11 protein-coding genes are annotated in these 15,182 nt (G+C 32.0%); 4 read left to right on the plus strand and 7 right to left on the minus strand.

The features are described from left to right. Positions 1-117 precede the first annotated feature (117 nt). Complete coding sequence (locus tag JJQ60_RS21020; protein ID WP_201924542.1) at positions 118-1,017, minus strand: lysophospholipid acyltransferase family protein; 900 nt, start codon at positions 1,015-1,017, stop codon at positions 118-120. A gap of 137 nt (positions 1,018-1,154) precedes the next feature. On the opposite strand from JJQ60_RS21020, the gene JJQ60_RS21025 reads away from it, so the two are divergent. After that, the gene (locus JJQ60_RS21025) at positions 1,155-1,805 is read left to right on the plus strand and encodes a rhomboid family intramembrane serine protease (RefSeq protein ID WP_201924543.1); all 651 of its coding nucleotides are present in this window, start codon (positions 1,155-1,157) and stop codon (positions 1,803-1,805) included. Between the two features lie 54 nt (positions 1,806-1,859). Here JJQ60_RS21025 and JJQ60_RS21030 read toward each other — a convergent pair whose 3' ends face one another. After that, a complete protein-coding gene (locus tag JJQ60_RS21030; RefSeq protein ID WP_201924545.1) occupies positions 1,860-2,996 on the minus strand; it encodes a TlpA disulfide reductase family protein in 1,137 nt (378 codons plus the stop codon). 364 nt (positions 2,997-3,360) lie between these two features. Here JJQ60_RS21030 and JJQ60_RS21035 point away from each other — a divergent pair, with 364 nt between their 5' ends. Continuing rightward, positions 3,361-5,724, plus strand: a complete 2,364-nt coding sequence (locus JJQ60_RS21035; protein ID WP_201924546.1) for a GAF domain-containing protein — start codon at positions 3,361-3,363, stop codon at positions 5,722-5,724. A 55-nt stretch (positions 5,725-5,779) separates the two neighbouring features. Here JJQ60_RS21035 and JJQ60_RS21040 read toward each other — a convergent pair whose 3' ends face one another. Then, on the minus strand, positions 5,780-6,961 hold the full coding sequence (locus tag JJQ60_RS21040) for a Pycsar system effector family protein (protein ID WP_201924547.1): 1,182 nt from the start codon (positions 6,959-6,961) through the stop codon (positions 5,780-5,782). Positions 6,962-7,017: 56 nt separating this feature from the next. Here JJQ60_RS21040 and JJQ60_RS21045 point away from each other — a divergent pair, with 56 nt between their 5' ends. After that, a complete protein-coding gene (locus JJQ60_RS21045; protein ID WP_201924548.1) occupies positions 7,018-10,722 on the plus strand; it encodes a metallophosphoesterase in 3,705 nt (1,234 codons plus the stop codon). A gap of 6 nt (positions 10,723-10,728) precedes the next feature. Here JJQ60_RS21045 and JJQ60_RS21050 read toward each other — a convergent pair whose 3' ends face one another. The 4 genes from JJQ60_RS21050 to JJQ60_RS21065 all read right to left on the minus strand — a co-directional run bounded on the left by JJQ60_RS21050 (position 10,729) and on the right by JJQ60_RS21065 (position 13,840). After that, positions 10,729-11,604 (minus strand): SdiA-regulated domain-containing protein, encoded by an 876-nt coding sequence (locus JJQ60_RS21050; RefSeq protein ID WP_201924549.1) that lies wholly within the window; start codon positions 11,602-11,604, stop codon positions 10,729-10,731. Next, the gene (locus tag JJQ60_RS21055; protein WP_201924550.1) at positions 11,582-12,034 is read right to left on the minus strand and encodes a Dps family protein; all 453 of its coding nucleotides are present in this window, start codon (positions 12,032-12,034) and stop codon (positions 11,582-11,584) included. Before JJQ60_RS21055 ends, JJQ60_RS21050 begins: the two co-directional genes overlap by 23 nt. A gap of 96 nt (positions 12,035-12,130) precedes the next feature. Beyond that, the gene (locus JJQ60_RS21060) at positions 12,131-12,682 is read right to left on the minus strand and encodes an NUDIX hydrolase (protein WP_201924552.1); all 552 of its coding nucleotides are present in this window, start codon (positions 12,680-12,682) and stop codon (positions 12,131-12,133) included. Between the two features lie 63 nt (positions 12,683-12,745). Next, on the minus strand, positions 12,746-13,840 hold the full coding sequence (locus JJQ60_RS21065) for a M42 family metallopeptidase (protein ID WP_201924554.1): 1,095 nt from the start codon (positions 13,838-13,840) through the stop codon (positions 12,746-12,748). Positions 13,841-13,955: 115 nt separating this feature from the next. Between JJQ60_RS21065 and JJQ60_RS21070 the strand changes: the two genes are divergently transcribed. After that, complete coding sequence (locus tag JJQ60_RS21070; RefSeq protein WP_201924556.1) at positions 13,956-14,663, plus strand: DUF4294 domain-containing protein; 708 nt, start codon at positions 13,956-13,958, stop codon at positions 14,661-14,663. The last annotated feature ends 519 nt before the right edge of the window (positions 14,664-15,182 follow it).

The raw sequence follows: 15,182 nt of genomic DNA on the forward strand, positions 1-15,182 counted from the left end.
TGCGCGAAAATACAGGTATTTCGTTAAAAACCACTATTATGTGTTAAGAAAAACCAAAAAAACAATAATTAATTGTAAAAGCCTAAGCTAGTTTTTGCTGAATGGTATACTAGTGGATTAATTGATTATGGCACTTTTTGGGATCTCTGCATTACGATATTTCCATCGCTTATGCGTCCATAAGTAATATTCTGGTTTGTTGTAAATCTGAGATTCTAGAAGATTAAGGTATTTTTTGGTGATATAATAATCCTCACAATCTTTTGGAGTATCTGTAATGGTAATAAATTCGGCTTCGTAGTACCCTCTCTTTACTTTTTCAACTTTTAGATAAACTACCGGCATATCCATCCGTTTTGCTATTTTTTCTCCTCCTGGATATACGGGTACCGTGATACCCATAAAATCTGTCCAGTACGTAGTATTTTTTAATCTAGGTGATTGGTCAGTTACAAGCCCATAGGCACAAAGCTTGCCTTCCATATTATCACGAGTAATTTCTCGTATTGTATTATGCTTAGCTATGAGTCGGGCATCAAAACGCCCTCTTATTTTGTGAACTAGTTGATCAAAATATTTATTTCTAAGTTTTTTGTATACTCCAACTATCGGAAAACCTCCTAAGAATTGCACCGCAATAGACCATTCATAACTTGCGTAGTGAGCAATCAAAACCATAATGCTTTTGTTTTTTGATTCTAACGCTTGCAAGACATCTGGATTTAGAATTTTAAATCGTTTGCTTAATTCTTGTTCAGAAATAGATAAAGTTTTTACCATCTCTAAAAACATATCACACATGTGCTTATAAAATTTTTTCCGGATTTTGATAATCTCCTTTTCTGATTTTTTAGGAAAAATTAGTATTAAATTTTCGGTTACTGCTTTTTTTCTATACCCTAAAATGTGATATACAAAAACATAAACACCAGAAGAAAATATATAAAATAAACGCCATGGTAATTTTGAAATTATCCACAATATTGGATACACCAGACGATATACTAATAACTGCATTGTGAATTATTTTGAAGCTTACAAAGATAGAATTATTCGCACTTTTAAATCTTAAACTTTTGCTAATAACACAGTCTGAAATGTTATGATTTTTTTGGGTAAAAATATATGGTATATTTGGATAAAATTATTGTAGTATGGGGAACCTTGATATCGTAGTAATCATTATTATTGGTGCTAATATATTGATGTCATTAAAGGGATTTAATGACTTTTCTTTTTTTGAGCGTTATAAATTTAATATAGGAGGTATTAGAAGAGGAGAGCAAATACGTATGCTTACATCGGGTTTTTTGCATGTAGACATGACACATTTGTTTTTTAATATGTTTACACTGTACTTTTTTGCTCCCGTAGTACTTAGTTTTTTGGGAGATGTTAAGTTTTTAATTATTTATTTCGGTAGTTTATTTGTGGGCAACTTATTTTCGTTATTTTTTCATAAAGAAGAATATTATTATAGCGCGGTCGGTGCCAGTGGAGCTGTCTCCGGAGTAATTTATGCTGGTATTTTGTTTAGACCGGATATGAGTTTGTATTTAATGTTTATTCCTATTCCTATTCCAGCTTATGTATTTGGGATAGGATATCTACTATATTCTATTTTTGGAATGAAAAATAAAGTAGGGAATATTGGTCATGATGCACATTTTGGAGGTGCGGTTGGGGGGTACGTTATTACACTAATTTTAGCACCTTGGTTGTTTCAGCAAAATTTACTCATGATAGGCTTATTAGCAATACCCATTATTATTCTTTTTGTATTGCAAAGACTTGGCAAGTTGTAATGATAAAAAAAAGAGCCCCTATTAGGGGCTCTTTTATAAACTTTTGACTTTATTTTATAAAGCTTTATTATCTAGTAATTCAGAAATTTTCTTTTCTAGTGCCGGCCCTCTTAGGTTTTTGGCGATAACATTTCCATTTTCATCTAAAATAAATGTAGCTGGTATTGATCGCACTCCGTATGCTCTTGCAATTGGATCTTGCCAGAATTGAAGGTTAGATACATGATTCCAATCTAATTTATCATCAGCAATGGCCTTAGTCCAGGATTCTTGTTTTTTATCCAGCGATACACCAATAATATTTAATCCTTTGTTGTGATATTTGTTATACACTCTAACTACATTTGGGTTTTCCATTCTACACGGTTTACACCACGACGCCCAGAAATCTATTATAGTAACCTTTCCCATAGATTCTTTTAAAGATAGTTTTTTTCCATCGGGGGTAGGGGCAGAAAAATCTTCGGCTGCACTACCTATATCTATTCTTTTTTGACTTGCCATTGCAACAGCGCTTGAGATAAGCCGATCAAGGTTTTTACCAAGTCGTGTTGTTTTTAGTGTATCTGGTAGTGCATCAAATTGAATTTTGGCTTCATTAGCTTTAATTGCTTTTAAATTTAAAAGATCAGTTAATGCCATTACTGAAACCAGAGAATTCGTGTTTTTTTCGGCTAACTCTTTTCGATAGTTCTTTTCGTCCTCTATGAGTTGTTCTCTTTTGGTAGCCAGTTTTAGCGCTTTCTCAGCTTCATTTAATTTTGAAGCTATCTGATATTCATTATTTAGCTTTACTTTTTCTTCGCTATATGATTTAATAGCATTAACGTAATTAAAAAATAATTTGTTTTCTATTCCTCCTTCAACTATTGACGACCTTAAGCTATCTTTATAAATAGTCATTTTGATTGGAGCGTCTTCTGCCAAAAATAATACATTACCAGGAATGTCCTTAAAGGTTAAATAGTTGAAGTCATTACTTTCTGGTGTGGGTAAGCTAACTTTAAATGTTCCCTTTTCAATAGTGGCAGAATCTATAATAACCGGTCTGTTAGATTGACTAATAGCATTAACATACACTACGGTTCCATTATCAAAACCAGTTGCTTCTGCAGTTATAGAATATCCTTTTTCTTCTTTTTTACAGGCTGCAAATAGAATAATTGTAACCAGTAATGCAATTTTTTTCATGGTGTTTTCATTTTGTGGTGGGTAAAAATACAGAATACAACCTATATACTCCAAAAATTAACTTTTTGATGGGGTAATTTGTTGATACTCTTCTGTTAATAGTGTAAAAAAACGTTAAAATAAGGTAGTGATGTAACAAATGCCTATAGTATTTAGTCTAATATTTATATTGTAGTTCTTTTAAATATAGGGCTAATATTTGTTGGAGAGGTTTTTTTCGTTTTAGAGTCTAAATTTTAAAACCTTATTCGTCATAATGTTAAACCTTGTTTTTATCTATTAACATAATTTTAATTAATTGTTAATACAATTGTATTATGCAAAGGTTTTGTATTATTTTTGTCATCACAATCGGTAAGCTATTATGAAGGTGTTAGAGCAGGATTTTCCGTTAGATATATGGATTAGCTTTTCAAAATTTTTGGAGCAGTATAGGGAGCACCTAAAAAGTGACAATGAACTCCTTAAGCAACGTGCTGCGTATATATTATCTATTGTTGAACAATATCCAGAGTTAGAGAACGGTATAAAAGATGAAAAAAGAGTAATAGAATTACTCCCGCAGATTGATCTTATTTTAGAGGATTCGTTCCCACAGGTGTTACAACAGAACGAGATAAAAATTGCCACGATACCATTTCATAATACAGTATTAAAATCTACCCAACGCTATCAGAATATTATTGGGGTAGCGGGAGAAGATTTCGAACCTCAAATCAAAAACTTAGACGAAAACCATTATTATATAATGGGATGTAGTATGATTTTGGGGAGTTATTATGGGTATAATATTGATTTTAGAAGACCATTCTTTTATGATATCCCAGATGCAATGGGTATAATGAGGCATTATAGGATTATGTATAATGGTGATTTTATTGATATTATTAAGACGGATAAGGCTAAAGATATTACAGATGAGGATGTAGCCGAATTGTTAGATAATTTTGATAATATCGAAATCTGGAAAGAAAAATTCCCTCCTCATAGTTGGATTTTTAAAGGTGTGGTACTGGCAAACATGTTTGATGTTACTACCGATGTTTCGTTATCCGATTTTAAAACGAGTTTAATTCGATACGACAAAACAAAAGGTGATTTTGTAGATAGTTTTCAGGAGATTTTTAGAGCAATATTTAATCTTCACGAAATCAAAGTAGGTTTTAGTAACTATTATGAAGAGGATCAAAAATTTGAGCGAGTACCTTTTAAAAATATAGATAGTTATATTCTTTATGATCAGTTTTCAGATAATTGTAAAGATGCACTCTGTAAAGGAACATACTACTTTATGTTCGAAAAATCAACGTACTTCGCTATTTCGGATGTAAAAAAGTATCAAAAGTCTACACCTGACGAAAAGATGTATAAAAATTTAGTTTCTCAGGGTATTAATAGTGCAATTATTGCTCCTATTAAAAGTGAAGGAAAGTTGTTAGGGATTCTAGAGATAGTTTCTCCTAATGTTCAGGAATTAAATAGTATTAACGCTAATAAGCTTCAGGATGTAATGCCTTATTTGGTAGATTCTGTATTACGTTCTAAGTCTAAAGCAGAAAATGAATTAGAACTTATAATTCAGCAAGAATGTACATCTATCCATCCTAGTGTTCATTGGAAATTTAGACAAGAAGCAAGACAATTTATGCGTGCTATGGTTGAAGAAAAACCTGTGTCGTTTAAAGAAGTAGTTTTTGAAGATGTATATCCTTTGTATGGGCAAATCGATATTAAAGGTTCTTCTGATGCTAGAAATCATGCCATACAAAAGGATTTAGTGCTTCAGCTCAATGGAATCTCTAAGGTCATCAACAAAATTATAGAATCAGACCCTATGCCGATATACGAGCAACTGAAGTATAGAACGAATAGATATGTTGATTCTATTACCGAGCAGTTGCAAGTAGATAGTGAGCAGAAAATTATAAACTTTATTAAAAAAGAGATCACACCTTTATTCAAACATCTTAAGAAGAAGAATGAAGAGTTAAATATGCTCATTGGAGAATATAATGATCTGTTAGATAAAGGTTTGAAAACAGTATATAAGCATCGCAAGGCGTATGACGAATCTGTTATGCTTATCAATAAAAAGATGGCTGCTTTGTTGGATCAAAAACAAGATGAAGCTCAAGGGATGTATCCGCATTATTTTGAACGTTTTAAATCTGATGGAGTAGAACATAATATGTATATAGGTGAGTCTATTACAAAGCATGATAGTTTTAATAAGGTGTATTTGTATAATCTTAGACTATGGCAGTTGCAGGTAATGTGCGAAATGGAAAATGCATATTATCAAATGAAAAAGGATCTACCTGTTGCTTTAGATGTAGCGTCAATGGTATTAGTTTTTAATGCGTCATTATCGGTAAGGTTTAGAATGGATGAAAAACGTTTTGATGTGGATGGAACGTATAATGCAAGATATGAGGTAGTTAAGAAACGAGTTGATAAGTCCATGATAAAAGGAACAGATCAACGCGTTACTGAAAAAGGAAAATTGGTCATCATCTATTCTCAGCGAACAGATGAAAGAGAATATATCAAGTACTTAAATTTTTTACAATCCAAAAATTATCTCGAGGAAGAGATAGAAATTGTAGAATTAGATGATCTCCAGGGAGTGACCGGTTTGAAGGCATTGCGTGTAAATATTCTTTATCACAAAAACGAACAGGATAAAGAGTTTTATACCTATGAAGATCTTATGAAAGAACTTAATTAGTAGTTACTTAATATTATATTATATCCCGCTCACTAGCGGGATTTTTTATACTTTATTATTGAAGGGTGTTAAAGGCTATGATAAAAGAAATTACAGATGAAACAATTCCTATCATGAATACCGTATACGTAATCCGTAATATCTTATACTTTTTGTGAAGTACCTTGCCAAGAAAATAAAGATCTTTAATCATAGTATCATAAATGTAATCCTTGTCATTCATAAGCTCTGACATAGCCCATTTATATTCTGCTAATGGCATTTTATGAAAATTACCAAAAAACAATAAGTTCACTTTTTTCTCTTCAATTTCTTTTCTGGTAAATTCGCCACTAGTAACATTTGGTCTTGTTGCCAATACCGACAATACAATAGACGCAATACTAAACATTAAAAAGATAAGAGTAGGGTAGATTAGATATTGATTTGATGGATTGTCTAATTTAGGAATCAAATTTGACAAGGCCAGTGAGATGATAATTGCATTTACAGATAGAAGTATGTTGGCTTTTGTATCTGCAATATCACTTAATTTCAGGTGATTTCTAAGTGTCACTCTAAATAGAGTTTGTATTCCTTTTTCTGGGCTTTCTTCCCGATACAATTTTTTTAATTTCTCCTTCTGTTTTTTCTTTTCTTTTTTTAATCTTGTTTGCTCTTCGAGCATTTTTGTCAGATTTTCTTCTTTTTTCGGTCCCCAGTTATCTTTAGCATAATCGGTGTAATAGTGATGTTTGTTTTGAAATAAGTCGATATTAGCCTTTAACCATTCTGAAGAATCGAGATCTTTTATATTATTTAATTTAAACTCTCGCCTTAAAAGTTCACTAGTCTCACCATAATAATCTTTGGCAAAATGTGAAGCATCTGCATCCCTGATGATTTCTTCCATAAGATCAGTTGGTTTATGCTCCATTTTTGTTGCCATAATCTGTTTAGAAACTTTATTGATAATATCTTTTGAAGCATTTTGCGCTATCAAAAAATCTTTGGCAATCTCTACACTATGTTCCTCATGATTTATAGAACTTTTTGAGTATCCTGTATCATGTAATAGAGCGGTTAATAATAAAACTTCTTCATCTTCATCAGATATATTGATGCTATCAATAATTTCTTTTGTACTTTTAAATACTCTTTTGGTGTGATCATAATTATGATACATACATGAGTTAGGAAGCTCTTTGTCAAAGAGCTCAGAAACAAAATGTTCAGTTTTTTCTAATAAGGAAGACATATTTGTAATTTTTCAATAACCAAAATAATTAAAAAAAAGAGATTGTACTGCAAACAATGAATAAATATAATAAGATTCTAATTATTTGTGTAGCATTATTACTTAGTTCATGTGCTACATATTCTCCTAAATATAAAGTCGAAAATTTTAATACAACATTACCAACAAAAAAAATAGATAAAACATTTTATTTGGTGGGAGATGCTGGTTATGCTAGAATGAAAGAGAGTACAAAGGGATTGTCTATTCTCAAAAAGGTAATAGATACGGCCAAAACCAAAGATGACTATCTTATATTTTTAGGAGATAATATTTACCCCAAAGGAATGCCAGAAGAAGGGACTAATCAAAGACCTTTGGCAGAACATAGAATTAATGCTCAAGTAGATGCCGCGCAAGGTTTTGAGGGCAATGTACTTTTTATCCCAGGAAATCATGATTGGTATACTAGTGGAGTGGTTGGCCTAAAGAGAGAAGAAAAGTATGTCAATCAGAAATTAGACAACAAAGAATCGTTTGTACCTGCTAAAGGATGTCCTTTAGAAAGTGTAAAAATTAATGATCAAGTGCATTTATTGATCATAGATACCCAGTGGTATCTAGCAAATTGGGATAAAAACCCTACAATCAATGATGATTGTGAAATTAAAACCAGAGAAAAATTCTTTCAGGAGATCGAAGGAGAGTTCAAAAAACATAGTAAGAAAACTATTTTGGTAGCCATGCATCATCCTATGTTTACCAATGGACCTCATGGAGGAAAATATAGTTTTGATAAACATATTTTTCCTTCAAAGAAAAAAATACCACTTCCTGTTTTGGGATCATTAGCTGTCCAAATTCGTTCGCAGGGAGGTGTTACGGCTCAAGATATATCTAATACTCATTATAATAAATTTATGAGAAGATTAGCTACTATGGCTAGAAGTGTAGATAGAGTGATTTTTGCATCTGGCCATGAGCATTCTTTACAGTATATTGATAATGATGGTCTTAAACAAATCCTGTCTGGTTCAGGATCTAAAGTGTCATCTGCATCTTTAGGGAAACATGGATTATTTTCATATCCAGGGCAAGGTTTTGCAGTGTTAGATGTTTTTACAGATGGATCTTCTAATGTACGTTATTATGGTAATGAAGATGGAGTAGCAAAACTAGTATATCAGACCGAAGTACATCCTAAAGAGGAAGAATACGATTTTAGTGGGGTTTCTTCTTCTTTTGATAGTGAAGCGTCGGCTTCAATTTATGATAAAAAAGAAGTAGAAAAATCTGGATTTCATAAACTAATGTGGGGTGATCATTACAGAGATGTCTACGGAAAAGAGATTAAAGTACCTGTTGCTACGTTGGATACATTAATGGGTGGTTTAACAATTGACCGACAGGGTGGAGGACAGGTGACAAGATCTTTGCGCCTCATAGATAGTACAGGTAGACAGTATGGACTAAAGGCAATGCGAAAGAGTGCGACACAGTTCTTGCAAAAAGGAGCATTTAAATATACATATGTTGACGATGATTTTGATAATACCCTTACAGAAAGTGTACTTTCTGACTTTTATACTTCTAGCTATCCGTATGCATTTTTAGCTGTTGGTGGATTGGCAGATGCTATCGGAGTGTATCATACAAATCCAAAATTATATTACATTCCTAAACATCCCGCATTAGGCAAATACAATGAGAATTTTGGTGATGAAATCTATTTTTTAGAAGAAAGACCAATGAAAGAGCATGGTCAAGAAGTTTCATTTGGAAAACCCGATGATATTGAGAGTACAGATGATGTATTGAGTAAGTTAAGAAAAGATGAAGAGTATCAGATAGATGAAAAAAACTATATAAGAGCAAGGTTATTTGATATGATTCTTGGGGATTGGGACCGCCATCCTGATCAATGGAGATGGTCACAATTTAATACCAAAGATGGAAAAATTTTCAGGCCTATACCCAGAGATAGAGATCAAGTATTCTGTAATTATGATGGGGCAATTCTCAGTATCTTAAAGTTTGTTTCACCATTATCCCGAAAGTTTCAAGTGTATAATGAAGAGCTTAAAAAAGTAAGGTGGATAAACCTATCCGGAATGCGATTAGATAAAGCATTGATTCAAAATTCTGGAAAAGAAGTGTGGTTAGAAGAAGCTAAACATATCAAAGACAATCTTACCGATCAGGACATAGAAGAAGCTTTTGGAAATATTCCAGTAGAGCTTCAAGACAATACTATAGAAAAAATCAAAGGGTTTCTTAAAGCACGAAGAAACCAAATAGAAGATATTGCCAATCGCTATGCTTCTTATCTTTCAAAGTATGTTATTATTAAAGGAACTGATAAAGATGATCTTTTTGAGATAATAAGAGAGGATAATAAGACAAGGGTTAAAGTTTCTAGAATTAAAAAAGGAGAATCACAAAAACCATACACCAATAAGGTATTTTCATCTAAAGAAACAAAAGAAATTTGGATATATGGATTGGATGATGATGATGAGTTTGTTATTAGTGGAAAGGGTAGAAACCCAATTCGCATAAAAATTGTTGGAGGACAAAACAATGATGTTTATACTATTGAAAATGGAAGAAAAATAAAAGTGTATGATCATAAATCTAAACCCAATACTATAAAGAAGAAAGGTGGCGCAAAATTTAGATTTAGTAATATTTACGATTATAATGTATATGATTATAATAAGTTTATTAATAAAACAAATGTAATTGCTCCTTTTATTGGTTTTAACCCAGATGACGGACTTAATATAAATCTTACTGATACATATACAGTTTATGGGTTTAAAAATGACCCATACCACAGTAAGCATAGGTTTAGTGCAGCGTATTATTTTCAAACAGAAGGGTATGATATGTCCTATTCTGGTGAGTTTATGAATACATTTGGTAATTGGAATTTTCTATTAAGCGGAAAATATACTAGTGAAAATTTTGCTCAAAACTTTTTTGGGTTTGGTAATAATACAATCAATCTAGATGATCAATTAGATTTAGATTATAATAGAGTTAAGATTGGTACATGGGCATTTGGTATGGGCTTAGCTAAAAAGGGTAATTATGGTTCACAGTTTTCTATAAATGCAAATTTTGAAGGGATAGAAGTGCAAGATACGCCAGGAAGGTTTATCACTTCTTCTTTGGGTTTTGTTACAAGTGACCCCGATTTTTTTGAAAGGAAGTTTTTTACTAATCTGGATATGTTCTATAAGTTTGAAAGCTATGATAATGCAGTGAATCCAACAAGAGGTATGCTTTTTAGTCTTAGAGGAGGAGCTAGAATGAATGTAGATGATACCGATAGAACCTATGGTTACATTAATCCTACGCTAAGTTTTTATAATGCAATTACTAAAAACAGGAAGCTAGTCTTAAAAACAAATGTTATTGCCGAAGTCAATATAGGTGATGAATTTGAGTTTTATCAAGGAGCTACTCTTGGAGGTATTAAAGGATTAAGAGGATATAGAGAAGAACGTTTTACAGGAGAGAGTGCATTAGCATTTAGTGGTGATTTGCGATATAGTTTTAATAAATTTAAAACAGGATTATTGCCATTACAATTAGGGCTTTTTGCAGGGTATGATATCGGAAGAGTATGGTTTGATAGAGAAGACTCTGATACCTGGCATGATTCCATAGGTGGTGGTCTTTGGATTAATGCGGTAGATTCAGTTGGAGGGCAACTAGGTTTATTTAATAGTGATGATGGATTGCGATTTACTTTTGGTTTCGGATTAGATTTTTAAACTTTTTTATTGAATCCTGTATTGATACAAAGAAGCTTTTTTCTTTCCCTGTTTTTCATCTGTTATATATAGTGTAGAGTCATTTTTAAAACAAACACCTTCTTTTTGCGAATAGTGATTTAGTTTAATTTTTTTAATAGCGCCGCCAAAGAAATCATCTTCTGTAAAATCTGAAAAAATAAACAGTTTATTATAGGTTAATAGAGCTATTTTATTACCTTCTTTATTGACTGTAGCAGCCGTAACAAAACAATCTTTAGAATCCTCGCAAAGAACAAACGTATCAATTAGCTTGGCAGTATGATTTCCTGCTTTGGCGGGAATCTTGTATAGCTTTGTTTCTCCATTAAATTTTGAGCTTCTGTTTTTAGAAAATAAATAAAGATTATCGTTTAAGTATACAAAAGCTTCTACATCATAATTAAGGTTTTTCTTTTTTGGAGGAAATTTATGTTGATCTTCATAAGAAAATTTAATTTTGTCTATCGTTACCTTAGATGTAGAAACATCGGAAACCTTATAAATAACTAAATCTTTTCTTTTATTAGTATTGTTTCCAAAATCTCCAATATAAATATTGTTATTTTGGTCATAGGCAAGGTCTTCCCAATCAATATTCTTTGCATCTTGAATTTTAATTTCACGCATTATTTTACCTCGCTCATTTAATTCAAACAATGTGTTGTCATTACCAGAATCATTAATGGCATAAAGTATAGTGTTATGAAGTAAGGTAATTCCTGAAATTTCATGAATAGCATTAGGAAGACTATTAATTTTAACCAAATTAGAATCCTTCTTCTTTTGACAACTAGCTGTCATAGTTAACAAAAGAATTAGATAAGAAATATGTGATATTTTAATTTCTCTGATTCCAGGCATTAAGCATCCAACTTGTTTTTTCTAATTCTCCAATATAGGTCCCTGTGATATCTAGGGTTCCGTCATCCTTAGTATCTTCCGCTTTTTCGGCTACCTGTCTTAACTGATTCAAAAGAATTTCCTGATCTTTAAGAATTTCAGAAACCATTTCATGATCAACAAGATTTGGATTAGGTTCTCCTATATTAGAATGATTTAGATAAGAGCTATAATTGCTAAATGGTTTAGCTCTAAGGGTTAATATTCTTTCTGCAATTTCGTCAATTTTTAGCTTTGCATCTTCATAAAGTTCTTCAAATTTTAAATGAAGTTCAAAAAAATGGGGTCCCGTAATGTTCCAATGAAAATTTCTTAGCTTTTGATAATATAAGTGGTAATCGGCTAATAATATGTTGAGCGCTGCTATAGTCTCTTTGTTAGAATATGTCATAGTTTTTATTTATTGGTTTTTAATTTTCAATACAAAAATACTATAATATATAATATGTTTTTTACATAGTGATAGTTTGTGGTAATATGAATATTATCATAATCGATTTTTGATTTCTTTAAGAATAAGCGCATAGTATTGTTTGTCATGAGGTACATAGAGTTTCCAATATATAGGATCCTTCATGATTTTGGTTACAGTGTCTATGTGCAGTAAAGCTAGGTCAGAGACCTCTTCTTTTTGCATAGATAAAGATGACAGGGGAGTAGTTAATTCTGAAATGTATATATAATGAAACTCGTTATCAAAAATATTAGGGGTCGGAGTCTTTTCAGCTAGATATGTTCCGATAAACGTTAAGGTATTTTTGGTAACAGAAATACCTATTTCTTCTCGAATTTCTCGTAAGGCTGATTGTATTTGAGTTTCTCCAGTACCAATATGACCAGCAACAGATACATCCCATAAACCAGGAAACGTGTCTTTAATATCTGCTCTTTTCTGAAATAAAATTTCTCCATTTTTGGTATAAAACCAAATATGCACGCTGGCATGATATAAACCCAATTGATGGGCTACAGATTTCAGTTTTACTTCTCCGGTAGGCTTACCTGTATTGTCTAGTATGTCGATAAGTTCATCTGCCATTTCTTAAAAATAAAAAATCCTGTTCTCATGAACAGGATTTATCAATGAAATTATTATCGTAATTTATTTTTTTCCAAAATAACTAAAAGTCTCACCAGATTTTATATTCAATAAACTTTCATAGATCAATTTTATCACATTTTCAACATCATCTCTATGCACCATCTCCACTGTCGTATGCATGTATCGAAGTGGTAACGAAATTAAAGCAGAAGCAACACCTCCATTACTATATGCAAAGGCATCAGTATCTGTACCTGTCATTCTACTCGATGCCATTCTTTGAAATGGTATTTTTTTATCTTCTGCAGTATCAATAAGTAATTCACGTAACCTGTTCTGAACCGCTGGAGCATAAGAAATCACTGGTCCGTCTCCTATTTTAGTTTCACCTTGTGTTTTCTTGTCGATCATTGGTGTAGTGGTGTCATGACATACATCAGTAACAATAGCGACATCAGGTTTGATAGTTTCGGTGATCATTTCTGCGCCTCTTAAACCAATTTCCTCCTGTACAGAGTTTGTGATGTATAAACCAAACGGAAGCTTCTTTTTGTTTTCTTTTAGTAAACGAGCAACTTCAGCAATCATAAAACCTCCCATTCTGTTATCCAGGGCTCGACAAACAAATTTATTCTTATTTAGAATAAAAAATTCATCGGGGTAAGTGATAACACAGCCTACATGCACTCCAAGTTTTAAAACCTCTTCTTTCGTTGAACAACCAACATCAATACAGATATTGTCGAGCTTAGGGGCTTCTTCCTTAGCTGCTTTTCTGGTGTGTATAGCAGGCCATCCAAAAACACCCTTTACAATACCTTTTTTAGTATGAATATTTACACGCTTTGAGGTAGCGATTTGGTGATCACTTCCACCATTTCTAATAACATATATTAATCCATTATCAGTAATATAGTTGACATACCAAGAAATCTCATCGGCATGTCCCTCAATAACAACTTTGTATTTCGCTTTTGGATTTATTACCCCAACTGCGGTTCCGTAGGTATCTGTAATAAAATCGTCAACATAAGGTTTTAAATAATCCATCCAAATTTTTTGCCCCTCCCATTCATATCCTGTTGGAGCTGGATTATTTAAATATTTTTCAAGAAAAGTAATAGATTTTTTATTTAGTATGCTCTTTTTAGCCATAGTATTAGATAAAATGATTTAGTTTTTACGAAATTAGTAATATTCACATAGATTTTACAGTTTAAAATGGGTTAATTGTTAATTTTGGAATAATTTTGGACCACCTAAATCTGTTATGTTAAAATATCTAACTTACATATTCGTATTGTTTTCTTTTGGCATCCTCTTTTCTCAAGAAGAAATCGACTCTTCAAGCGTTGATAGCTCAAAATATGTGCAGTATTATATTATAGAAGGCGATACAATACCACATGAAGCTATTGACTTAGATGAAGTTGTTATCTTAGGAAGACTGAAGTTCAAAGATAGATTAGCAAGAAGAAAGTATCTTATTCTTAGAAGAAAGACCCGTAAAGTATATCCCTATGCAAAACTCGCTTCAGAACGTTTAACTACATTAAATGAACGGCTAGAAGGGATAAATACAAAAAGAACTAAAAAGAAATATATAAAAATGCTCCAAAAGTATATGGAGGAAGAATTTACGGCAGAGCTAAAAAAACTTACACGCACAGAAGGTCAGATTTTAGTAAAGTTGATCCACCGACAAACCGGAAAGACAATGTTTAACCTGGTAAAAGAATATAGAAGTGGGTGGAGGGCATTTTGGTATAACAATACAGCAAAGCTTTTTAAAATTTCTCTTAAAAGAGAATACGATCCCATTAATATAGAAGAAGATTATTGGATAGAAGATATACTACAACGAAGTTTTCAATCTAATATCCTTGAAGAACAAAAAACGGCTTTAGATTTTAGTTTTTACGATTTGCGTAACAAATGGACTGATACTATTTCTCCTCCATCGTCCGGAAAGAGATAGTTTTGGTATTTCCCCACCAAAAAAGGTGCGGTCGGGCTATCCGCTATATCTTTTTATTAGAAAACTTACGTTATTGTAAATGCAAAAGATGGGTAATATAAAAAGGATGCCGCTTCTATCCCTAATACATTTATAAAAATAGTAGATTTCTTTGAGCAGAAAATGGAGATAAAATTTAGAAAAAAACGTTCTCAGTTTAATAAAATTTGTTATCTTCGTTTTCTATCTTTTTTAAAATCAGGACTTTTCTTATTTCTTGAAAAAAAAATCTAAAAAAAGGTGTTGTGTTTGATTTAAATTGACGTATGTTTGCACGCTCAAAATCAAAACAGATTTTGCTAAGTTCATTAAGGTTTTATATTGGATTTCACGAGTAAAAAAACTTTTTTTCAAATTATTTCAAAAAAGTTTTGGTGGTTAAAAAAGGGGTTGTATATTTGCACCCGCTTTGAGAGATAAGCGAAGTTCATAGGATAAAAAATTAGATTGGATTGGGGTTAAGCGATTAACTTTTTAGGG

It is taken from the genome of Aquimarina mytili (genome assembly GCF_016735115.1).
Lineage (GTDB): Bacteria > Bacteroidota > Bacteroidia > Flavobacteriales > Flavobacteriaceae > Aquimarina > Aquimarina mytili.

Coding starts and splice junctions, on each gene's coding strand:
- JJQ60_RS21025 (WP_201924543.1), top strand. CDS start 1,155: ATGGGGAACCTTGATATCGTAGTAATCATTATTATTGGTGCTAATATA.
- JJQ60_RS21050 (WP_201924549.1), bottom strand. CDS start 11,604: ATGCCTGGAATCAGAGAAATTAAAATATCACATATTTCTTATCTAATT.
- JJQ60_RS21065 (WP_201924554.1), bottom strand. CDS start 13,840: ATGGCTAAAAAGAGCATACTAAATAAAAAATCTATTACTTTTCTTGAA.
- JJQ60_RS21060 (WP_201924552.1), bottom strand. CDS start 12,682: ATGGCAGATGAACTTATCGACATACTAGACAATACAGGTAAGCCTACC.
- JJQ60_RS21035 (WP_201924546.1), top strand. CDS start 3,361: ATGAAGGTGTTAGAGCAGGATTTTCCGTTAGATATATGGATTAGCTTT.
- JJQ60_RS21055 (WP_201924550.1), bottom strand. CDS start 12,034: ATGACATATTCTAACAAAGAGACTATAGCAGCGCTCAACATATTATTA.
- JJQ60_RS21020 (WP_201924542.1), bottom strand. CDS start 1,017: ATGCAGTTATTAGTATATCGTCTGGTGTATCCAATATTGTGGATAATT.
- JJQ60_RS21040 (WP_201924547.1), bottom strand. CDS start 6,961: ATGTCTTCCTTATTAGAAAAAACTGAACATTTTGTTTCTGAGCTCTTT.
- JJQ60_RS21045 (WP_201924548.1), top strand. CDS start 7,018: ATGAATAAATATAATAAGATTCTAATTATTTGTGTAGCATTATTACTT.
- JJQ60_RS21030 (WP_201924545.1), bottom strand. CDS start 2,996: ATGAAAAAAATTGCATTACTGGTTACAATTATTCTATTTGCAGCCTGT.
- JJQ60_RS21070 (WP_201924556.1), top strand. CDS start 13,956: ATGTTAAAATATCTAACTTACATATTCGTATTGTTTTCTTTTGGCATC.